The following is a 21,332-nucleotide window of genomic DNA, read 5'->3' as shown; positions in this document are numbered from 1 at the left end:
ACGTTGCTGTAGTTCATAATTCTGATGCATGCAAGCAGGAAAAATAAAACCGGGGCTTGAAAATACAACGGTTTTCAGCGTATAGTAAAGATTATCTCTTTTACCTGCGAGTAGAAATGAATTTAAATAATGCGCTGAATATTCAGACTCTTAATGACAGAGCAGAGGGGAATCTCCGTCTTCTGTTTCATTATTTACAGCGGTACGGAAACAGGTGCGCGTCTTATTCTGTATTGCAGCCCGGCATGAGCTACAGCCTGTGGGAGGGGGTGGGTTTTGCCGCATGGCTGAACGCAAAAAATCTGATTTCCGGTGACCATGCTGTTGTGCTGTCCAATCCTGTTGTCTCGGCACAATTGCAGCAGCTGTTTGTTGAAAGGCTTGCCGGACATCTCGGCAAAACAACTCTGGTACAGATAGACGAGAATCTGGCCAGGCAGTTGTATTTATCCGGATTCCGGGTTTATCAGCTTGGAGTTGAAACCGAGCTTGATATCGGGGCGTTCAATCTTGAGGGGGGAGAGAAAGCTTCCCTTAGACAGTGGAAAAACAAGTGTTTGCGGGCAGGGATAACTGTTGAGGAAAAAAAGTTATCCGAGGTTGATCCGCGCGAAGTCTCAGGATTATGTGCAAGCTGGCTGCAGAATAAGGGAGGCAGGGAGCTTTCTTTTCTTACCCGGCCTATGCCCGGTAAGGATGAGAAAGGGGTTCGTTTTTTCTGGGCCAGATCAGGAGAGCGGTTGGTTGGCCTGGCCGGATTTGATCCAATTTACAGTGCCGGCCGCGTAATCGGTTACTATCACAATTTCGACAGGGTTGAAGATGGAGCCTTAAACGGCATATCTCCTTACATCGTCCTGTGTGCGCTGGAAAAATTCAAAGCCGAGGGCATCGGGACACTGAGTCTGGGGCTTTCGCCTCTTGTGGAGATGAGTTGCGGGTTCAACCTCTCCGGTGCACTGAAAAAGATTTCCGAATTTTTTTTCCGGTTCGGCGAATCCATCTACCCGTTCAAGGGGAATGCCAGACATAAATCCAAATTCTGCGGTAACCGGAAGAAAGTATATGTCGCCAGCAATGCCGGTTGGTTTGATACAATGGTTGCTGCTGCAACTGCTTGCGGACTGGAAGTGGGTAAATCCTGAAAACCGCATGTCAGCTCAATTGTTTTTTAAGTTCATCAAGGTAGATGCGGTATTTTTTGACCAAGGGTTCAAGCGCATCAGACATGCCTAATTCCGATACATCCTGAATCGTAGTGCCCAGTCTGGATAGTGGCTCAAGACAGAAGTTGGCCGCCGCGCCCTTGAGGCTGTGGCCCAACCTTCCTATTCCCTTGAAATCTTCTGAGGCGAGACAATCCTCCATCTGGCAGAGTTCTTCAAGCTGATGAGTGACGAAATGCGGAAGCAATTCCCGCAGGTCTTCATTAATTGTGAACAATATTTTTCCCCGGCCTTCGTCGGCTGTCATTTTTTACTCCGTGAGTGTGATTTTGGCAGGAAGCCCGTATCCGTCTGCTAATGCTGCAATTGTCGCACGTATGGTATCCCATCTTACCGGTTTTGAAATGAAACCGTCACAGCCTGCCTGGCGGCAGTCTTCCTTGTGTTCTCCGAAAGCGTGCGCAGCAAGGGCTACAATTGCCGCCGGTTTTTTGCTTTCCTGCTGCTCAAGTTCACGTATTCTGGAGACAGCCTCAACTCCGTTTACAAGCGGCAGGCCGAGGTCCATGAAGACAAGATCGAAATCATTGTCTGCAAATAGTTGTACCGCCTGCAGACCGTCAGAGGCTATTATTGTTTCCGCCCCTGTTTCAGCTATGAACAGTTCCAGAATTCTGCTGTGATCCTCATTGTCTTCCACCAGCAGAATCTTCATTCCCGTTCCCGGCTTATCCTTTATCGGTTTTTCTCTTTCGTCCGCAGCCTGCAGGCAGCGCAGAATGTCCGCATCGAAAACAGGCTTGATCAGTGTCTGGTCCGCTCCTGCCTCCCTGGCATTGCGTCTTTCCTCTTCGGAGCAGCCTGCTGAAAACATTATTGCCGACAGTCCGGAAATTATTTTTTCCTGCTGCGCTCTTTTCAGAAATTCAATACCCGACATGTCCGGCATTTCGCTGTCGATAAAAATCATGTCGTATTCTTCTTTGCCGCTTGAAGATGCTTTCAGGAATTCCAGACCTTCGTTTCCGTCTGCCGCCATTGATGCTTCAATACCGAAGGTCAGGAGCCTTCTGCCCATGACCTCCCTTACGGTGCGGTTGTCGTCCACCAGCAGAACCTTCACGTCGGAAAAGTCGGCCACGTTCCCGGCCGTTTCATAGGATGATTTTTTGAAGGGTATGGAAAAGTAGAAGACGGTCCCTTTCCCCCTTGCGCTTTCAAATCTGATTTCTCCATCCATGAGGTCTGCCAGCCTGGATGCTGCTGCAAGACCCAGCCCTATTCCGCCGTATTCTCTGGCGGTTGTGCTGTCGGCCTGAACAAAGCTGTCGAAAATATTGCCTTGTATACCATCGGGAATGCCTGCCCCGGTATCTCTGACAGTGTATAGAAGCCTGTCGTAATCATTAGCGGATTCTTCAAGGGTCAGCCGAATGGCAACTTCTCCGCTTGAGGTGTACTTGATGGCGTTTGCGATGATATTCATCAGTATCTGACGGACCCGGACGGGATCGCCCATGACCTGATGGGGAACACTCCGGTCCACATCACAGATTATTTCTATGTCTTTGGCGTGCGCGGAATGGGCCATGCTTTTGCACACGCTCTGCATATCCTCTGAGGGGTTGAACGGAACGGGAACCAGTTCTATCAGGCCTGATTCTATTTGTACGAAGTCAAGAATATCGTTGATGATCTTTAAGAGGATTTCTCCGGAACCCCGAAATATTTCCACATACCCCAACTGCTCTGCATCCAGTTCGGTTTCCTGAAGCAACTCACCCATACCTAGTATGGCATTCATGGGTGTTCTGATTTCGTGGCTTATCATGGCCAGAAATTCACTTTTGAATCGGCTGGACTTTTCTGCCTTTTCCCGTGCTTTTTCCAGTTGCTTCATGGAAAAAGAAAGCTGTTCAAGAGTTGTCTTAAGGTGGGCTTCGATTTCACCGTGTTCAAGAATCTCGTCGCTGAGTTTGCGGTTGGAAATGTTCAGTTCCTCGGTCCTGTTGCGCACCTGCTGGTCAAGATCATTCTGCAGTTGTGAAAATTTGGTTGCAAGAGTGTTCAGGGAGCGGGCCAGTTCGCCTATTTCATCCTTGCGGCCATTATCTCCGGATTCCGTATATTTTTCCTCCGCTATGTCCTGTGCCTGGCGGGAAAGTTTGATGACCGGATTAAGTATTGATTTTCCGAGGAAAAATATCATAGCCAGCCCCCCGAAGACGAAGGCGGCAGCCAAAGCAGGCAGCATAATTTTCAGAAAGAAGCCCCTGTTTTCCGTATCTGCATTTTTGAGGACCCCGACTCTTACGTATCCCAGATATTCTCCGTCCCGGATAATTCTCTTTTGCACAAAAACCGTTTTGTCTTCAGGGTAATCGGATTTGTCTGCGGTGTAGTATTCGCTGAATATTTCCCCTTTTGGCGTATACACGGCACAAAAAAAGATATGTTCGGTCGAACAGGCACTTTTGACCAGTTCCCGTATTTTGTGATTCTGGAATTTGACTATGGGGTCGCCGCTGGATGTGGCTACCAACGCAGCAATTCCTTCCCCTCGGGCGAGTTGGGAATCGGAGACCTCGTTGCTGCGGTAAGCTGTTATAAGTATCCCTAGAGCAATCAGAATTACAGCCTGTATAAGCAACAGGCCGACAATTGCTTTGGCTTTGATGCGTAGAAAATCAAACATGCAAAGGCGTGCTCCGTTCTATTTGTCCGGGCAGTCCAACCGGATCAGCCCCTTGGACAGCTTCTCTTTCAGTTCTGCCAGTTTTTGCAGAACATCTTCTGCTATCAGGTCTTTTGAATATTTCATTTCAGTAAGCCCGATACCATTGTTTGAAATATTGTATTCCTTGGGGCCGGGAATGAACCTGCCCTCAAGCACAGACAGAACTTCATTATATACGGCAACGTCAAGCCTTTTCATCATACTGGTCAGAACAGTGCCCTTGGCAATGCCGTCCTGATCCGAATCCACCCCGATAACGTAGTTTCCGCTTTTGCGTGCCGCGGCAATAACTCCGTTGCCGGACAGTCCGGCAACAGCGTATATTATGTCGACTCCTGAGTTGTACATGCGGGCTGCTATCACGCTGGCCTGTTCGGGGTCTTCGAATCCTTCCCAGTTGTTTCCCCTGCGGACGAACGCCGTCTCTATTTGTACATCGCGATCTGAAAGACGGATTCCTTCTTTGAAGCCGCAGAGAAAATCCTTGATAATAGGCATCTCGTTGGCCCCTATGAATCCTATCCGATCTGTCGCGGTCTGCCATGCACAGAGTGCCCCTACCAGGCATGAGCCCATGCGCTGGTTATAAACGGTTGAAGATACATTGGCGTATCCGCTGACCCTTGCATCGTTGATTATGAACGGGATTTCGGGATATTGGCTTATGAATTCAAGAAGTTTGTCCAGATCAGATGAAAAATTGATGACAATAACCTGAGCCCCACAATCAAGCAGCGATTTGATCTGTTTTTTGTGCTCCTCAAGGGAGAAGCCGCCCTGCCGGACTTCAATCCGTACATGGTTGTTTTTTTCCAGCTTTCGCAAACCTGCAACGGTCATGCTGTTGAAAGAGTCGTCATCAATTGCCGAGCCGCTTGCAACAAAACCCACAACGAACTTGTGTGCAAAGCAGGGGGACGGGCAGGCACAGGCCAGTCCGAACGCGAGCAGTATTACTGCCAGAGCCAGATGGGACACTGTCTTTTTCATTCAGGTTCAGTCCATATCCTTCATGCGGTTGCGGTTAACTGGTGCTGTCCTCTTCCTCATCAATCAGTCCTCCCAGGTCAGCTCCAAGCACTCTGCCTGGCCACTTGTAAAAGCAGTATCCGTATTCCTCCACGGATTTTTTTATCTTCTGCTGTCCGCCGCGGGCAAAGGGCAGGGATGAAAAACCGATATGCTTTTTCGTTACCTCAATGTCTCCGAAAATATACATCAGGTTGAAAGGAACCGCTTTTTCCGGATGAATTTCAGCAGGAACAACGAGATGCATGGCTTTTGAGTTGCTGCCCCGGTAAACATTGATTTTCCCGGTAAGTTCTTTTCGCTCTTCAGTTTCGTCCTTGAAAAAAGGCTCAATCAGCCTGCTCAGGGTACCGTCAACTTTGGCCACGGCAAGCCCGTAGTTGGTGATGGGTACCTGTTGGCGGTCGCAATCCCTTATTCTTCTGAGCATGTCCGCTCTGTCTGCCATGCAGGCTCCGCAGTGGACCACAAGTTTGTATGCGCTCAAGTCAAGGGGAAGCCCGCATCCTGTTTTGGATTCAAAAATTATATTGCGCCCTGTGTATCCTGCTATGCGCGCCGGGATCATTTCCTTTCCAAGGTCTTCCGCCTTGGGGTGGTGCGGGCAGGCTTCCACTATGAGCACCCGGTCGCCGTCTTTAAGGGTGTCAATTGCGTTTGCTCCCTGAACAAGCTGTTCAAGGTTCCCTTTGTGCCGGGCAAACAGAATCGGGAAGGTGGTCATGGAAACATCACCGGGGACGGTCTCCATAACTTTTTTCACAGCCTGCGAGTCTGCAATGACCAGTGCCGGTCGGCGTTTGTGCCCGGAGATAGTCTGATACAGTTCTCCTTCCTTTACTATGACAGCTATTCCGCCTGCATCCAGAATTTCTCTTAGAACCTGTGATTTAGGCAGCCCTAGTCTTCCTTTGGGGGATACCGGGTCCTCGGAAACAACGCATATCACGAAGTCTCCTTTGCCCATCAGATCGCGGGCGAGGACAGGGTCGAGCATGTTTTCTTCCGGAGCGAGGGCGGTAATGGACTTCTTGAGTCGGTCTATGCCTCGGCCGTCCACTGTCGAGGTCGCCACGAACCGGATACCTCTTGAACCGCAGAATTCCATGTCCGCTAGGCTCGGCCTTCTTATATCCGCCTTGTTGAAAACCATCACGCAGGGGATTCCGCGTTCTCCCAGAAGCGAGGTCAACTCACGCTCTTCGTCCATTATCCCCGAATCGTCGGTGACAATAACAACAACGTCTACGCTGTAGAGGCCCTCCCGGATGACTTTGGCCCTGTCGTCGTGTGGAATATGGGCATCCGTATCATAAATGGTAACGGGACCAAGAGGCTGAATCTCAGTCCTGGTCAGCGGGTACATCTCGTCTTCATGGGCTATCGGAGCCACTTCGTCGGCTTCAATTCCTGATAGTGCGCGTATTATGGATGACTTGCCCACGTTGTTTCTTCCGGCAATGGCAATGGCCAGTTTGGGGCTGTTTGTTTCGGTGCTCATGTGCAACCTCCGGATCAAAGTACAATCGAATCAGCTTGAATGACAGTGCATATCCATACGGATAACACTTTTTGAGGAAATATTCATCCAGATATACTACGTATGAAAAAATTGCAGGCGCAGTACTTTGCAAAAAAAAGCGGGGGCCGTGCCCGGTCCCCGCTTTTTATCTTCATACGCTTATGCAGTTTTGCTATTTCTGCTGTTTTTTCTCAATTTTTTTCCATGTATCCCTAAGACCTACGGTCCTGTTGAATACCGGCTTTTCCGGGGTCGAGTCCGGGTCGGAACAAAAATATCCGATCCTCTCGAACTGGCAGCGGAATCCAGGCTCAACCTTGTCGAGCGCCGGTTCCACGTAACAATTTGGACGGACTTCCAGAGAATCCGGGTTGATGTGGGCCTTGAAGTCTGAGCCGTCCTTGTTGTCCATGGGATTTTCCTTGGTGAACAGGTGCTCGTAAAGACGGACTTCCGCTTCCACCGCGTGTTCAACCGATACCCAGTGAATGGTCCCTTTGACTTTGCGGCCGTCCTTGGACCAGCCTCCCCTTGTTTCAGGGTCATAGGTGCAGCGCAGTTCGACCACCTCACCGTTTTCGTCCTTGATAACTCCGGTGCAGGTTACGTAATAGGCAGCCCTGAGGCGGACTTCCCTGCCGACCGAGAGACGGAAGAATTTTTTGGGAGCGTCTTCCATGAAATCATCCCGCTCAATGTACAGTGTGCGGGAAAAAGGAACCATGCGTGTTCCTGCTTCCGGATTTTCAGGATTATTCTGGCATTCGAATTCTTCGGTCTTGTCCTCGGGATAGTTCTCGATAACCAGACGAATGGGGTTGATCACACCCATGAATCTGGGAGAGTGGGCATTGAGGTCTTCTCTCACGGAAAATTCCAGCAGGGCGAAATCAACCATGTTGGCTGCCTTGGCCACTCCGATGCGTTCGCAGAAATTGCGGATGGATGCCGGAGAGTATCCGCGTCTTCTCATGCCCGAAATTGTGGGCATGCGGGGGTCGTCCCATCCGGAAACATGGCCTTCCTCGACAAGCTGGATCAGTCTGCGTTTACTCATTACCGTGTAGCTCAGATTAAGTCTGGCGAATTCAATCTGCTGCGGCCTGTATACTCCGAGAGTTTCCAGAACCCAGTCGTAAAGAGCACGGTTGTTTTCGAATTCAAGTGTACAGATAGAGTGGGTTATTCCTTCCAGAGAGTCGGAAATGCAATGAGTGAAGTCGTACATAGGGTAGATGCACCAGTCGTCCCCGGTCCTGTGGTGGTGCGCTTTTCTGATGCGGTATATTGTCGGGTCGCGCAGAATCACATTCGGAGCAGCCATATCTATTTTGGCCCGCAGGACATGTTCACCGTCTGCGAATTCACCGTTTTTCATCTTTTCGAACAATTCGAGGTTCTCATCCACTGAGCGGTCCCGGTAAGGGCTGTTTTTGCCCGGTTCAGTGAGTGTTCCCCTGTATTCACGTATTTCTTCCGCACTCAGGCTGTCCACGTATGCGTGTCCGCCCTTGATCAGCTGTACGGCGAAGTCGTACAGTTTGCCGAAATAGTCGGAGGAATAAAATTTGCGGTCCTCCCAGTCGAACCCGAGCCAGTGGACGTCTTCCTGTATGGATTCCACATATTCGACTTCTTCCTTGACCGGGTTGGTGTCGTCAAAGCGCAGGTTGCAGGTGCCTTTGTAGTCCATTGCTAGACCGAAGTTGAGACATATGGATTTGGCGTGTCCTATATGCAGGTAGCCGTTCGGTTCGGGAGGAAAACGGGTGGCAACCCTGCCATCGTATTTTCCTGTTTCATTATCATTATCTATGATTGCGGTGATGAAATTTTTTCCAACACTTGATTCGGTATTGCTTTCTGACATTTGGCTCTATCCTTGATCTTGTATTCTTTCGGACCGGAAAGCCCCGCTCCGGCTGCTGCCCGATATTGAGTTCAAACCTTGCGACCTAACTAAGTACGAAAAAATATAACTCCGGTCAAACACAGAACAATGACGAAAACAAAAAACAGATAAGTGTAAAGTCCAATATTCGGTCATGATGTCTTATTGTATTTTGCGAATGCCGGTTTTTGTCGTTTCGTGCTTATTACCGGCCATACTGTCCATTGCCGATGAAACAATTTGTTGATATCCTCTTTTTCTGCTAACTTGCAGTAACAGCAGGGAGGTTGATACCTTTTCCGCAGAATATTGTTGCGGGCAACAAAGGATCGGGATGCTCCGGTCAAAAAGAGAGTGACTGCCTGCAACTTCGTAAATTGACACAGGTAAGTCTGCAAAATAAAAGGTTGTGGCGCTTATAATTTTCAAGGAGTCCGTATAATGAATGTAGAATTGGCTAAGCCTTTTATCAAGGCAACCTCTGATATTCTGACAATGATGGCCATGGTCACTCCCAAGGCCGGAAAACCTTTTGTAAAAAAAGGCAACATGGCCACAGGCGATGTTACCGGTATTGTCGGTTTTACAGGAAATGTCAGCGGAAGCGTTTCAATTTCATTCGACAAGGCTTGTGCCGCTCAGATCGTCAAGAATATGCTCGGTGATGATATTCAGGATATCGTTCAGGATGTAAAGGATGCGGTTGGTGAAATTACCAATATGGTCTCAGGGCAGGCCCGTGCCGGGCTCACCGAGATGGGGTACAAGCTTCAAGGCTCCACCCCGACAGTTATCATGGGTGACAACCATACAATTGCCCACGTTACAGCCGGTCCGGTAATGGCCATTCCTTTTACTACGGAGCACGGCGGTTTCACTATTGAATTCGGGTTTGATTAAGAACCATGGTACAAACAGACAGCAGCAGGGGGCAAAAACAGAGACCCTTGCTGCCGCACGGAGTTTTTGCTCCCGGCGTACCGCCTATATCATATTCAAAGATTTTTAAGATGAACTGACCGGCCCTGTGCTGAAAAGAAATTTCCATATTTTTTAAGCAGCCGATATCTGACTACCCAGCCTTCCTCATGCCCGCCTTCAGCCAGAGGCTATTTTTTTTCAACGGAACCGTCCGGAGAAATCTGTATTTCCACCCTGTTCCTGCCCGCATGCTTTGCGGCATATAGACCGATATCCGCCGCCTTCAGCAGGTGTTCAAGGGACCTGGTCTGTTCGTTCAGGTTTGCTACACCTATGCTGACAGTGATTGTCAGTTCTCCGGAACGGGTAATCATTCTTGTCTTTTCTATTTCCTGCCGCAGTCGTTCTGCAACTATTCTGGCGCCTTCCAGCCCCGTATCCGGCAGCAGAATGGAAAATTCCTCTCCTCCTATCCTGCCGAATACATCTATCTGACGCAGAATTTTCAGTCCGGCTGCTGCCAGACCTTTGAGGACATCATCTCCCGCATCATGTCCATACATGTCATTGACGTTCTTGAAGAAGTCTATGTCCATCATCATAAGGGAAAGCTCGTGCCCGTAACGGAGGGAGCGCTCAAGAGCTTCTTCGGCGCTTTCCATGAAGTGGCGGCGGTTGGCCAATCCTGTCAGGGGGTCGGTGGTGGCCAGTTTTCTGAGTTTGTCTTCCGCTTCCTTGCGCTCGGTTACATCCCTGATTGTTCCCACAACCCACCATTGTTCATCCTTGCGAAGCGGGGAGAGAAGGACTTCGGCGGGAAAAATTTTTCCGGTCTTGCGCCTTACATTAACGGTGAAGGAACCGTGCCGGGAAAAAAGTCCTTCAACTCCGTCTGCCCCTTCTTCTGTTCCGGAAATATCCTCGTTATCTTCTTCGAGAATGCAGCACCGGAGGCTTTCACCCAGCATTTCTTCCGATGTGTAGCCGAAAATACTTTCAGCGGCCTGATTCCAGAAGTGGACAAGCCCGTTTTCATCCATAAGCACAAGGGCGTCCTGAACCGAATCACTTATACTCTGGAGCATGTTTTCACGGTCTGTCAGGTCCTGCAGAGCTTTCTGCTGCGCCGTGATGTCCGATGTCGCTCCGCGAAAACCGGTCACAGTTCCCTGTGCGTCAAAGACCGGGACTCCGTTGAATTCCAGCCAGAGTTTTCGGCCTTCCCTGTTTACGAATTTGAAAACCAGTCCGTTGAAGCTGTTGCCGTTATGGGCCGCATCGAGAAATTCCTTGCGGACTTCCCATGAAGACTCTTCATCAACAAAGTCGAAAGGCGATCTGCCGATGAGTTCTTCGGCGCTGTAACCGAGAATATCGCCTGCACGGCCGGTAACAAAGACAAAGCAGCCGTCGGGCCCTGTTTCCCAGATGAATTCTCCCGCAGCATCTGCCACATCCATAAACCGTCTCTCGCTTTCCTCCAATGCTTCCCGCATTTTTTCGCTTTCGAGCGTGGAGACCGTCATCCGCCAGAAAAAAAATCCGCTCATCAGATAAAGAAGTCCGAAAAGGGCGATAGTGACATTGCTGAACGGGGCAACCAGGTTGCTCTCATCTACCATGCCAATTATTTTCCAGTTTTCGTTGAAGATCACATTGTGTTTGAAAGAGGATGAAAAGCTGGACGGTTTTACCGTGTCGTAGGTGAAAAGCCCTTCGCCGGACGTGAATTGTCCTGAATTTCCTTTGCGGATAAGTTCCCATTCGTGCGGGAATGTATCCATCATGTAGCCGCTTTTTTCTCCGAATAGAAAAAGCCAGTCCAGGCTTCTCTCCGGAGCTACCAGCCACCCTCCGGATTTGTTGGCCAGCCCGCACCAGCCGAAAGATGATTCTGAAGTTTTTTTGATGAATTCCAGCAGGCTGTTGCCGGAGAGGTTTATAACCAGCACTCCGAGGGGTTCGTTTTCGCGACCAAAAATGTTTTTCATGAACCGTATTACGGGGAGCCTCGGTTCACTTATTTTCCCGAACTCAATGTTGAGGTCAAAGGCCGAGACATAAACTCCTTTCCCTATCCCTTTGGAGTCACGGAAGTAATCGCGTCCGCTTTTGTCCTGAAGTTGTTTTTTTTCAACTCGGCTGGCTTTCCCTTCTTCAACATTGATCCGCACAAGCTCCTGGCCCTGTGACGAAAGCAGCCGGACCTGAACGCAATTGCGGTTTTCCTGGGCAAAAGTTGTGAATGTGTCCGCAATATCGTCCATACAGGCTGGAGATGCACCCGCCCGGCACATCTTTTTTTCCACCAGTCCGGCCAGAAAGCTTACATCTTCAATGCCGGATTCAAGCCACCCTGTCATGGTAATGTAGTCGCTGTAGATCATGCTCAGTTCGTTACTTCGGACACTTTCCACATACTGTGCGCGCTGGTTGATGTGGACTATTACAGCAACGGCGAGGATGAATACGGCTACCGGAAGAAAGCGTATGGCAAAACGCTTGATTACAGGGAATTTCTTTTTATTCATTATAAATAACCGTCAGGTTTTTTTGCCTTTAATCTGGTCATATTCCTTCAAGCCGTTTTTTTACTCAGAGCAGGTGCTATTTATATTAAGTGCCCCAAAACCGGGGTCAATTTTTTCTCCACCGGCGGAACAGCCGTCCCTTGAGATGACAACCGGAACCGTCATGTCAGACCGTTCCGCGATACGAGTTGCTGCCGGTCGATGCGCGTTTTCAAAAACTTATATCACAATAGCGGGTGGTCTGACTTTATACCATTAGTATTTCCATACATGTTTCTACCATAATATAATATAACATTTCGGCTTTTCATTCAATGTCGGTCTGATGCGCCCGCAATCTTTGCGCTGTTCTTACCGAAATCCCGAACCTTTCCGCAATCTGGGCCGGAGTGGCTCCATCGGCATAAGCCTGTCGTATCCTTTCCCGCAGGCGCACCCGGCTCAGATCCTTTATGCCCGGTACGGAAACCCTTGCTCCGCCCCAGTAGTACATAAGCCGTTCCGCAGCTTCGTCTCCCAGTATCCTGAGCAGGCTCTCTGCCGACATACCTTTCATCTCGTCCTGTTCAGGAAACTTTCGTCCTATCGAAGCTTCTCCTGAAATCATGATGTCTCCTTTATCCGTTGTCGCACGTGTTCTGCGATATGTTTTTTACCCGTGCCGGTGGAACCGGCTTATAACAACGGGAGTCTTAATATTGTTTACCGGTCTATAATGCAAGCCATTTAATAAAATAAATTTACCAATTGGTATAAAATTAAATAAATAGACTCAATTTAAAACTATATGACGACATTTTTTTTAAAAAAGTGTACATGATTTTTCCAAGGAGGCAGCATGAGTTTTTATACGGATATGGTCGAGGGATTGAAGAGTATGATCGGCCCGGGGAAAAAATATACCAACCCCACGCAGATGGCCAAAGCATGCGGAGTGGCACCCAATCAGATCATCAGGTACATCCGGCAGGAAAGAGGCAAGCACATACAGGTGGTGGCAAAAGTGCTTGACGAGGTCGGGGCCCGTATTGTTTTTCCCGGAGGGACACCAGAATGTCCGAACACCGGGTTTACCACAGTTCAGGAGGGTATTACCCGTCCGGACGAGAGCGGCGAGTCACTGACTCCTTCCGGGAGTGAAAGCCGGATTGCATTCGCCGCTGACCGGCTTGCCGACATGGGGTCTGCGGATGATATGATATTTGTCAACGTCACTGGCGATGCCATGAGCCCGAGAATTGAGGACGGGGACGGGATCATTGTGGATCAGTCTCAAAGGGAGCTGTACGAGGGGCGCATATACGCCTTCCGCATTGACAGGGAAATTGTTATCCGCAGGGTGGCAAAAGAACCGGGCAAAATCATTCTTGTGTCGGACAACAGGGATTCCGAGCCGAGGACCATCAGCCTGCAAATAGGGGATGAGTTTCGCGGCTGGGCCGCTTTGGGAAGGGTGGTTTTCGTGGCCAAGGACCTGGCCTGATCCTGTCTTTCGTTAATTTCGCAAAAAAAAAGACAGGCGTGGTTGACAGTTCAGGATAATGTCTTACTTTGATTCAATCCGTTCGGCCGGACATTTTACCTGATGATTGAACACGGGTCGAAATACGGAAAGGGCCGGGCGCCCTATCAAAAAAAGTTATTGAATATGTTTTGGAGGACAACACATGAAACTTAAGCCGCTTAATGACCGCGTTCTGGTCAGACGCCTTGAAGTGGAAGAAAAAACTGTAGGCGGAATCATCATCCCCGACTCCGCCAAGGAAAAACCCTTGAAAGGTGAAGTCGTTGCTGCCGGTCCCGGCAAAGTCGATGACGACGGTGCCAGAATCGCCATGGGAATTAAAGAAGGCGATGCTGTTCTTTTCGCAAAATACGCAGGCACGGAAATCAGCATCGACGGTGTGGACCACCTGATCATGCGCGAAGACGACATTCTTGCTGTCGTTGAATAATACGGTTTTTGCCTGAACATTTTTTATAGATCATATCTTTTAAGGAGATAACACCAAATGGCTAAACAGATTCTTTTTGACGCTAAAGCACGTGAAAAACTCAAACTCGGCGTGGATAAACTCGCCAACGCAGTAAAGGTTACTCTCGGACCCAAAGGCCGCAACGTAGTCATGGATAAATCCTTCGGCTCCCCGGTCATTACCAAGGACGGAGTTTCCGTAGCCAAGGAAATCGAACTCAAAGATAAATTCGAAAACATGGGCGCACAGATGGTCAAGGAAGTTGCTTCCAAGACTTCCGACATCGCAGGTGACGGTACCACCACCGCTACCATCCTTGCCCAGGCCGTATTCAGCGAAGGCGTAAAGCTCGTTGCCGCAGGCCGTAACCCCATGGCAATCAAGCGCGGTATCGACAAGGCTGTTGAAGCCATCATCGATCATCTGGAAACTCTGGCCAAACCTACCCGCGACCAGAAAGAAATCGCTCAGGTCGGCACCATCTCCGCAAACAACGACGTCACCATCGGTAACATCATTGCCGAAGCCATGAACAAGGTCGGCAAAGAAGGCGTAATCACCGTAGAAGAAGCCAAAGGTCTTGATACCACCCTCGACGTTGTTGAAGGTATGCAGTTCGACCGCGGTTATCTTTCCCCCTATTTCGTAACCAACGCAGAAAAAATGATCTGCGAAATGGACGAGCCCCTGATCCTTATCAGCGAAAAGAAAGTTTCCAACATGAAGGAACTTCTCCCCGTGCTGGAACAGGTTGCCAAGATGGGCAAACCCCTGGTCATCATCGCTGAAGATATCGAAGGCGAAGCTCTTGCCACCCTCGTTGTCAACAAGCTGCGCGGAACTCTCAATGTTGTTGCTGTAAAGGCTCCCGGTTTCGGTGACCGCCGCAAGGCAATGCTCGCCGATATCGCCGCTCTTACCGGCGGTGCAGTTGTTTCCGATGACATCGGTCTGCAGCTTGAAGGTGTAACCCTTGAAGACCTCGGCTCCGCAAAGCGCGTTGTTATCGACAAGGAAAACACCACCCTGGTCGACGGTGCCGGTAACGCTGAAGTAATCAAAGCCCGCGTAGGCCAGATCCGCAACGAAATCGATCTGTCCACCTCCGATTACGATCGTGAAAAGCTTCAGGAACGTCTGGCCAAGATCGTCGGCGGTGTTGCTGTCATCAACGTCGGTGCCGCAACCGAAACCGAAATGAAAGAAAAGAAAGCCCGCGTGGAAGATGCTCTTAACGCAACCCGCGCAGCTGTGGAAGAAGGCATCGTCCCCGGCGGCGGAACCGCTCTTATCCGCTGCATCCCCTCTCTGGACGGTGTTACCCCTTCCGATGACGATGAAGCAGCCGGTATCGACATCATCCGTCGCGCCATTGAAGAGCCCCTGCGTCAGATTGCAGGCAACGCCGGCCTCGAAGGCTCCATCGTTGTTGAAAAAGTCAAGGAAGCAAAAGACGGTAACGGCTTCAACGCTGCTATCGGCGAATACGAAGACCTCATCAAGGCCGGTGTTATCGACCCCAAAAAGGTTACCCGTATCGCTATCCAGAATGCCGCTTCCGTAGCCGGACTTCTGCTGACCACTGAATGCGCCATTGCCGAAAAGCCTGAAAAGGCTCCCGAAATGCCTGCCGGAATGCCCGGTGGCATGGGTGGAATGGGCGGTATGGGCGGCATGGGTGGAATGGGCGGCATGGGCGGAATGTACTAGCCTCCCCGGTTTCACCACAGCCATAAATCTTAAAATCCCCGGCAGCCATAAGGTTGCCGGGGATTTTGCATTTTATACCGGGGCCGTCTCGACTCTCGGCATCTGTTCCCTACTGTCTCAGGGAGCAGCTTTTTCCAGAGCAGCCAGCAGCGAGTTCATATCAAAAGGCTTGGAGACAAATAACGTCAGCCCGGCCTTGTCCATGTCCTCTTTTGCATCATCGTAACTGTGTCCGGTCATCGCTATGATGGGGATATCGGCTTTGTCTCCGAAGGTCTTTCTGTCGCGGATTTTTCCGGAAGCTTCCAGACCGTCCATTACCGGCATCTGCAGGTCCATGAGAACACAGTCAAAATCGCCTTCGGCGAGTTTCTCCAGGGCTTGTGCCCCGTTGACCGCGGTTGTTACCTCATGCCCATGCCGTTCCAGCATCTTTGATGCGGACAGGATGTTTATTCTTTCATCATCTACAAGCAGTATTCTCATACTTTTTAGATAATAAAAAAAGGCCCCGCTTGTAAAGGCGGGGCCCGATTTTGTCATTACATTTCGTTCGGCAGCTGTTTCAGCTGTTCGTAGGTATATACCGGCCCGTCCATGCAGACGTAACTGGTTCCTATGTTGCAGCGTCCGCAGATGCCTATGCCGCACTTCATGCGTTTTTCAAGCGTGGTCACGATCTGGTTGTCCTTGAACCCGAGCTTGGCCAGAGCCTGCACGGTGAACTTGATCATGATCGGCGGACCGCAGGTGACGGCCATGGCATTGTCCGGAGAAGGAGCGATATCGAGCAGGACATTGGGGATAAGCCCGACATTGTGCTCCCACCCTTCGTATGCGGAGTCGATGGTCAGGTGCGTGTCGAGGTCATCGCGTTCCAGCCATTCCGGCAGTTCGTACTGATAAGCCATGTCCACGGGGCTTCTGGCGCCGTAGAGCAGGGTTATCTTGCCGTAGTCCTTGCGGTTGTCCAGCATGTAGTAGAGCAGAGTGCGCAGGGGGGCCATACCTATCCCTCCGCCTACGAAGACAATGTCCTTGCCTTTCATATCCTGATAGGGAAAGTGGTTGCCCAGGGGAGCACGCACACCTATCTGGTCACCAGCGCTCAGAGTATGGAGCTTTTCGGTTACTTCCCCGGTGCGCATGACGCTGAACTGCAGGTAGTCCATGCGGGTGGGGGAAGAGTTGATTACAAAGGTGGATTCACCGATACCGAAGGCTGACAACTGTCCGACCTGTCCCGGCTCGAAGGTGAATTTATCTCTGGCTTCCGGGTTGTTGAGCGTAACCCGGAAAGTCATGATATTCGGAGTTTCCTGAATGACCTCCTGAATGGTGGCCATTGCCGGAAGATAAGGATTGCTAGTCATTTGCAGCCTCCTTTGCCTCGTATGCAATTGCGCTCAGCACCAGTTCCCTGATGTCCACGCCGACCGGGCAGCTCTTGATGCAGCGTCCGCAGCCGCAACAGGAGATAACTCCCCCGTGCAGGTTGGGATAATAGCTGAACTTGTGGCCGACCCTGTTTTTAAGGCGATGGGCCTTGGTGGGACGGGGGTTGTGTCCGCTGGCTTCAAGGGTGAACATGTTGGACATGCAGTTGTCCCAGCTTCTGATTCTTTCACCGGAGATTCCGTCGGATTCATCGGTGATGTTGAAACAGTAGCAGGTGGGGCATAGGTATGTGCATGCGCCGCAGCTGAGACACTTGGCAGACATCGCTTCCCAGTGTTCCATGTCGTCGAAGACTGCAAGAAGCTTTTCCGGAGCTGCGGAAAGATCCTTTGCTTCACCCATGGACTGGTCGGCTTCGGCACGGAACTTATCAGCTTCGGCCTGTTTGGAACCGCCGTCTTCAAGAAGAGAGCTGTCCAGAAGTCCTTCACCCCTGTCGCTGACAGCTTCAAGAAAGTAGCCGCCGTTGACCGGAACCATCAGAACGTCCGATCCCGAAGGATCAGATGGACCGGAGCCCACCCAGTTGCAGAAACAGGTGTTTTCGCCTTTTTCGCAGGCCAGGGTGATGAAGTAGGTGTTTTCCCTGCGGCTCTTGTAGTAGACGTCCACGTGTTTGCCGTTGAGGTAGACACGGTCGAACATGGTGAATCCGCGGGCGTCACAGGGACGTCCACCGAATACTACCCATGAAGATGCGGGAATATTTTCTTCTACATCGAGAATCTGTTTATCAGGATTCTCAAGGTCTTTGATATATTTGAATTTGAGCAGGGTTTCGCTCTGGGGGAAGATCGCCTTTTTGGGAGGGGCGGTGGCTTCCCGTTCTATGGAGAACCCTTTCTTTGCGTCATACGGGCGGAAGATGACCGCATCACCCTCGGTGCGCGGGGCCAGAACTTCGTGTTTCTGTCCAAGCTCTTCCAGCCATGCCGGTACGTTGTCCGATTTGATGAATTTTACCTTGGCCATTACCACTCCCTCTCTTTGATCTTTTCTTCTTCATTCTTGAAGGTGAGAAGCGGAGGTGTTGCCTCGGGATCAAGCCCGGCCTCGTAATTGAAGACTTCCTTGATTTCCTTGTTGAACTTCTTTTTGAAGAGCAGGATGGGAATGTCTACGGGGCAGGCACGCTGGCATTCGCCGCACTCGGTGCAGCGTCCGGCCAGATGGTAGGCGTGAACGACCTGGAACATCCATTTGTCGCGAACATGAGCTTCCTGGCTCAGCCAGTGCGGGTTGCGGCTCTGGGCTACACAGTGGTCGCGGCATACACACATGGGGCAGGCGTTGCGGCAGGCGTAGCAGCGGATGCAGCGGTCCATTTCACCGAGCCAGAAGGCGAACTTTTCGTCCTCGGACTTGGCTTCGAATTCCTCAAGGTCCTTGTAGCCGTCTTCAAATGAAGCGGCGGCCTTGATTTCCTCTCCGGCGAAGTGGTCGGAAATGACTGCATTGGGGTAGCGGCAGGTCTTGCATTTGTCTGCGAGCACGTCCTCAAGAGCGAGCTTGATTTCATTTCCGCCGACAGTAAGCGTTATTTCGCTGCTGCCGATTTCACAGGATTCAACCTGTCCTACATCGCCTACCGCCCTGCGGATCTTGGTCTGGTCAACCACACCGTCGCAGCCGAAGCCGAAAACAGTGACGTCTTCGCGATTGATGAGGTCTTCCTGCAGCAGTTCCACAACAGAGCGGCTGTCGCAGCCCTTGACCACAATACCTGTTTTCTTTCCCTTCAAGGAGGGCAGGTAGGTGGCGAGGTTATGGACACTCAGGGCGTCCACTTTCAATTTGTCTATATCTTCTTCACTGCGCATAAAGAGCGGCGTGGCATGCAACGGGTCGAAACTGTCCGACCAGCCGATGACCGCATCCAGCTCAGGCAGGGCTTCCCTGATTTGCTTTTTGAGATCTTCGAGATTTTTCACCCTGTTTCTCCTTGGTTGAAGACTTCCCCGGTTAGAGGGAGGCCTCCATCAATTTGAGTGTCTCTTCGGCTTCCGGACCTTCAATCTTGGTGGCCGGGCCGAGTTTGTGAATCTGGTCGGTGAACTTGGTCACAACTTCCTGCCAGCGCTGGCCTTCCGAGGCGGAAACCCAGGTGTAGTCGAAACGGTCGGGGTTTATTCCCAGCATGGGGATGAACCTTTTAAGCATTTCAAGTCTGCGGCGGGCATAGAAGTTGCCCTCGGAGTAATGGCAGTCGTTGGGATGGCAACCGGACACAAGCACTCCGTCCGCTCCGGACATGAGTGTTTTCACAATGAACAGAGGATCTATACGTCCTGAACAGGGGACCTTAATAATTCTCAGGTCGGTGGGCTGGTTGAAGCGTCCTACCCCGGCAGTGTCGGCGCCGCCGTAGGAGCACCAGTTGCAGAGAAAACCGACGATTCTGAGTTCTTTACCTTCTAGAACCGGCATACTGCGTTAACCTCCGCAAGAATCTGGTTGTCAGTGAAGTGCTGCAATTGAATTGCACCCTGCGGACAGGTGGATGTGCAGATTCCGCAACCCTGACAGATTGTTTCAATCACCTCAGCCTTGGGCATGCCTCGGAATTCCACCGCTTTGATGGCTCCGAACGGGCATGTGCTGATGCATTTGCCGCAACCGATGCAGCGTTTGATATCAACTACAGAAACCTGCGGATCGCTTTCCAGCTGATCCTTGGAGAACATGGCCAGAACCTTGGCTGCGGCAGCGCTGCCCTGGGCAACCGAGGACGGGATGTCCTTGGGACCCTGACAGGAACCGGCCAGGAAAACACCGGCGGTGTTGGTTTCAACAGGCTTGAGCTTGGGATGGCCTTCCATGAAGAAGCCGTATGCATCGTAGGAGATGCGGAGCTTCTTGGCCAGGTCGGTAGCGCCGTGGGCCGCTTCGGCTCCGACAGCGAGGACCACGAGATCGGCATCCACTTCAACCTGGTCGCCCATCAGGGTGTCCGCGCCGCGTACGAGCAGCTTGTCGCCTTCAGGATAAATCATGGAAACACGGCCGCGGATGTAGCGTGCGCCGTATTCTTCCATGGCCCTGCGGGTGAATTCATCGAACATTTTGCCCGGTGACCGGATGTCCATGTAAAAAACATAGGACTGGGATTCGGGACAGTGGTCCTTGGTCAGGATGGCCTGCTTTGCGGTGTACATGCAGCAGAAACCGGAACAGTACGGACGTCCCACGGATTTGTCGCGGGAGCCTACGCACTGGATGAAGACCACGTTCTTGGGTTCCTTGCCGTCTGAAGGACGCTTGATGTGGCCGCCGGAAGGACCGGAAGCGGAAAGCATGCGCTCATACTGCAGCGAGGTGATTACATCGGGATATTTTCCACCGCCGTACTCGGAGTAGACGGTCCAGTCAAAAAGGTCAAAACCGGTGGCCGCTACAACTGCACCCACTTCTTCGGTGATGATTTCGTCCTGCTGATCGTAAACGATAGCTTCGGACGGACAGACCTTGGCGCAGACTCCGCACTTATCCCTTTTTATTTTCATGCAGAAATCGGGATCAATGACGGCTTTTTTGGGAATAGCCTGCGGGAAGGGGATATTGATGGCCGTTGTTTTGGCCAGATGTTCGTTGAAAGGATCGTCGGCCTTCTTGCTGGGACACTTTTCCATGCATATGCCGCAGCCGGTGCATTTGTTCCAGTCAACGTAAGTGGCTTTCTTTTTGACTTTTACAGAGAAGTTGCCGACATAACCGTTTACTTCCTCTATCTCGGAGCAGGCGTGCAGGGTTATGTTCGGGTGCTGAGCGATATCAACCATGCGTGGGCCGAGAATACAGCTGGAACAGTCCACAGTCGGGAACGTCTTGTCCAGCTTGGCCATCTTACCGCCGATGGAAGATGTTTTTTCAACCAGCACAACTTCAAGTCCGCCGTCGGCACAGTCCAGAGCGGCCTGGATTCCGGCAACACCGCCGCCGACAATCATGACCCGCTTGTTCATGTCAAAGGACTTGGAGAACAGGGGTTTGTCGTTGAGCAGTTTGGCCGCGGCCATACGGACGAGGTCGGTTGCCTTGTTGGTGTTGGCCTCGCGATCCTTGCCGATCCATGAAACGTGTTCGCGGATGTTGGCCATCTCGAACAGGTAGCGGTTGAGCCCGGCTCTTTCCAGAGTTCTGCGGAAAGTGGGCTCGTGCATTCTGGGTGTACAGGATGCTACGACCACACCGTCGAGTTTATGTGTCTTGATGGCTTCAATTATTTCATCCTGTCCGGGTTCGGAGCAGGCGTACATCGTATCTGTTGCGAAAACAACACCGGGAAATTCCCTCGATGCGGCCGCTACGGCGGCGGTGTCGACGGTTCCATCGATGTTTGTCCCGCAATGGCATACAAAGACTCCTATTTTCATTTAAGTCTTCTCCTTAGC

18 protein-coding genes are annotated in these 21,332 nt (G+C 51.1%); 5 read left to right on the top strand and 13 right to left on the bottom strand.

The window, feature by feature from the left end:
- Positions 1-116 precede the first annotated feature (116 nt).
- On the top strand, positions 117-1,145 hold the full coding sequence (locus ACKU4E_RS10405; RefSeq protein ID WP_320171008.1) for a phosphatidylglycerol lysyltransferase domain-containing protein: 1,029 nt from the start codon (positions 117-119) through the stop codon (positions 1,143-1,145).
- 10 nt (positions 1,146-1,155) lie between these two features.
- On the opposite strand, the gene ACKU4E_RS10400 is transcribed toward ACKU4E_RS10405, so the two are convergent.
- The 5 genes from ACKU4E_RS10400 to ACKU4E_RS10380 all read right to left on the bottom strand — a co-directional run bounded on the left by ACKU4E_RS10400 (position 1,156) and on the right by ACKU4E_RS10380 (position 8,324).
- On the bottom strand, positions 1,156-1,473 hold the full coding sequence (locus ACKU4E_RS10400; protein WP_320171007.1) for an Hpt domain-containing protein: 318 nt from the start codon (positions 1,471-1,473) through the stop codon (positions 1,156-1,158).
- A 3-nt stretch (positions 1,474-1,476) separates the two neighbouring features.
- Complete coding sequence (locus tag ACKU4E_RS10395) at positions 1,477-3,861, bottom strand: response regulator (RefSeq protein WP_320171006.1); 2,385 nt, start codon at positions 3,859-3,861, stop codon at positions 1,477-1,479.
- 18 nt (positions 3,862-3,879) lie between these two features.
- On the bottom strand, positions 3,880-4,893 hold the full coding sequence (locus ACKU4E_RS10390; protein ID WP_320171005.1) for a BMP family ABC transporter substrate-binding protein: 1,014 nt from the start codon (positions 4,891-4,893) through the stop codon (positions 3,880-3,882).
- A 34-nt stretch (positions 4,894-4,927) separates the two neighbouring features.
- The gene (hydF, locus tag ACKU4E_RS10385) at positions 4,928-6,433 is read right to left on the bottom strand and encodes a [FeFe] hydrogenase H-cluster maturation GTPase HydF (protein WP_320171004.1); all 1,506 of its coding nucleotides are present in this window, start codon (positions 6,431-6,433) and stop codon (positions 4,928-4,930) included.
- Positions 6,434-6,626: 193 nt separating this feature from the next.
- Entirely contained in the window at positions 6,627-8,324 is a 1,698-nt protein-coding gene (locus tag ACKU4E_RS10380) for a glutamine--tRNA ligase/YqeY domain fusion protein (protein ID WP_320171003.1), read from the bottom strand.
- 462 nt (positions 8,325-8,786) lie between these two features.
- Between ACKU4E_RS10380 and ACKU4E_RS10375 the strand changes: the two genes are divergently transcribed.
- Entirely contained in the window at positions 8,787-9,245 is a 459-nt protein-coding gene (locus tag ACKU4E_RS10375) for a chemotaxis protein CheX (protein ID WP_320171002.1), read from the top strand.
- Positions 9,246-9,454: 209 nt separating this feature from the next.
- Here ACKU4E_RS10375 and ACKU4E_RS10370 read toward each other — a convergent pair whose 3' ends face one another.
- The gene (locus tag ACKU4E_RS10370; RefSeq protein ID WP_320171001.1) at positions 9,455-11,797 is read right to left on the bottom strand and encodes a diguanylate cyclase; all 2,343 of its coding nucleotides are present in this window, start codon (positions 11,795-11,797) and stop codon (positions 9,455-9,457) included.
- A 307-nt stretch (positions 11,798-12,104) separates the two neighbouring features.
- Positions 12,105-12,404 carry a helix-turn-helix domain-containing protein gene (locus ACKU4E_RS10365; protein WP_320171000.1) on the bottom strand — a complete coding sequence of 100 codons (300 nt, stop codon included), beginning with the start codon at positions 12,402-12,404 and terminating at the stop codon, positions 12,105-12,107.
- Positions 12,405-12,635: 231 nt separating this feature from the next.
- Here ACKU4E_RS10365 and ACKU4E_RS10360 point away from each other — a divergent pair, with 231 nt between their 5' ends.
- The 3 genes from ACKU4E_RS10360 to groL all read left to right on the top strand — a co-directional run bounded on the left by ACKU4E_RS10360 (position 12,636) and on the right by groL (position 15,483).
- Positions 12,636-13,280 (top strand): S24 family peptidase, encoded by a 645-nt coding sequence (locus ACKU4E_RS10360; protein WP_320170999.1) that lies wholly within the window; start codon positions 12,636-12,638, stop codon positions 13,278-13,280.
- Positions 13,281-13,464: 184 nt separating this feature from the next.
- On the top strand, positions 13,465-13,752 hold the full coding sequence (groES, locus tag ACKU4E_RS10355; RefSeq protein ID WP_320170998.1) for a co-chaperone GroES: 288 nt from the start codon (positions 13,465-13,467) through the stop codon (positions 13,750-13,752).
- A gap of 57 nt (positions 13,753-13,809) precedes the next feature.
- On the top strand, positions 13,810-15,483 hold the full coding sequence (gene groL / locus ACKU4E_RS10350) for a chaperonin GroEL (protein WP_320170997.1): 1,674 nt from the start codon (positions 13,810-13,812) through the stop codon (positions 15,481-15,483).
- A gap of 117 nt (positions 15,484-15,600) precedes the next feature.
- Here groL and ACKU4E_RS10345 read toward each other — a convergent pair whose 3' ends face one another.
- The 6 genes from ACKU4E_RS10345 to ACKU4E_RS10320 are packed head-to-tail and all read right to left on the bottom strand — an operon-like array spanning position 15,601 to position 21,314.
- Positions 15,601-15,969 (bottom strand): response regulator, encoded by a 369-nt coding sequence (locus tag ACKU4E_RS10345; RefSeq protein ID WP_320170996.1) that lies wholly within the window; start codon positions 15,967-15,969, stop codon positions 15,601-15,603.
- 56 nt (positions 15,970-16,025) lie between these two features.
- On the bottom strand, positions 16,026-16,856 hold the full coding sequence (locus tag ACKU4E_RS10340; RefSeq protein WP_320170995.1) for an FAD/NAD(P)-binding protein: 831 nt from the start codon (positions 16,854-16,856) through the stop codon (positions 16,026-16,028).
- Positions 16,849-17,913, bottom strand: coding sequence for a 4Fe-4S dicluster domain-containing protein (locus tag ACKU4E_RS10335; RefSeq protein ID WP_320170994.1), 1,065 nt, complete (start codon positions 17,911-17,913; stop codon positions 16,849-16,851). The genes ACKU4E_RS10340 and ACKU4E_RS10335 overlap by 8 nt, the downstream gene beginning before the upstream one ends.
- The gene (locus tag ACKU4E_RS10330) at positions 17,913-18,872 is read right to left on the bottom strand and encodes a 4Fe-4S dicluster domain-containing protein (protein WP_320170993.1); all 960 of its coding nucleotides are present in this window, start codon (positions 18,870-18,872) and stop codon (positions 17,913-17,915) included. Before ACKU4E_RS10330 ends, ACKU4E_RS10335 begins: the two co-directional genes overlap by 1 nt.
- 31 nt (positions 18,873-18,903) lie before the next feature.
- On the bottom strand, positions 18,904-19,368 hold the full coding sequence (locus ACKU4E_RS10325) for a hydrogenase iron-sulfur subunit (protein WP_320170992.1): 465 nt from the start codon (positions 19,366-19,368) through the stop codon (positions 18,904-18,906).
- Positions 19,356-21,314 carry a CoB--CoM heterodisulfide reductase iron-sulfur subunit A family protein gene (locus ACKU4E_RS10320; protein WP_320170991.1) on the bottom strand — a complete coding sequence of 653 codons (1,959 nt, stop codon included), beginning with the start codon at positions 21,312-21,314 and terminating at the stop codon, positions 19,356-19,358. Before ACKU4E_RS10320 ends, ACKU4E_RS10325 begins: the two co-directional genes overlap by 13 nt.
- Positions 21,315-21,332: the final 18 nt, after the last annotated feature.

The sequence above is a fragment of the Maridesulfovibrio sp. genome, from assembly GCF_963677005.1.
In the GTDB taxonomy this organism is placed as follows: Bacteria; Desulfobacterota; Desulfovibrionia; order Desulfovibrionales; family Desulfovibrionaceae; genus Maridesulfovibrio.
Note: the sequence above shows the minus strand (reverse complement) of the source record. Positions and strands in the feature narration are given on the sequence as shown.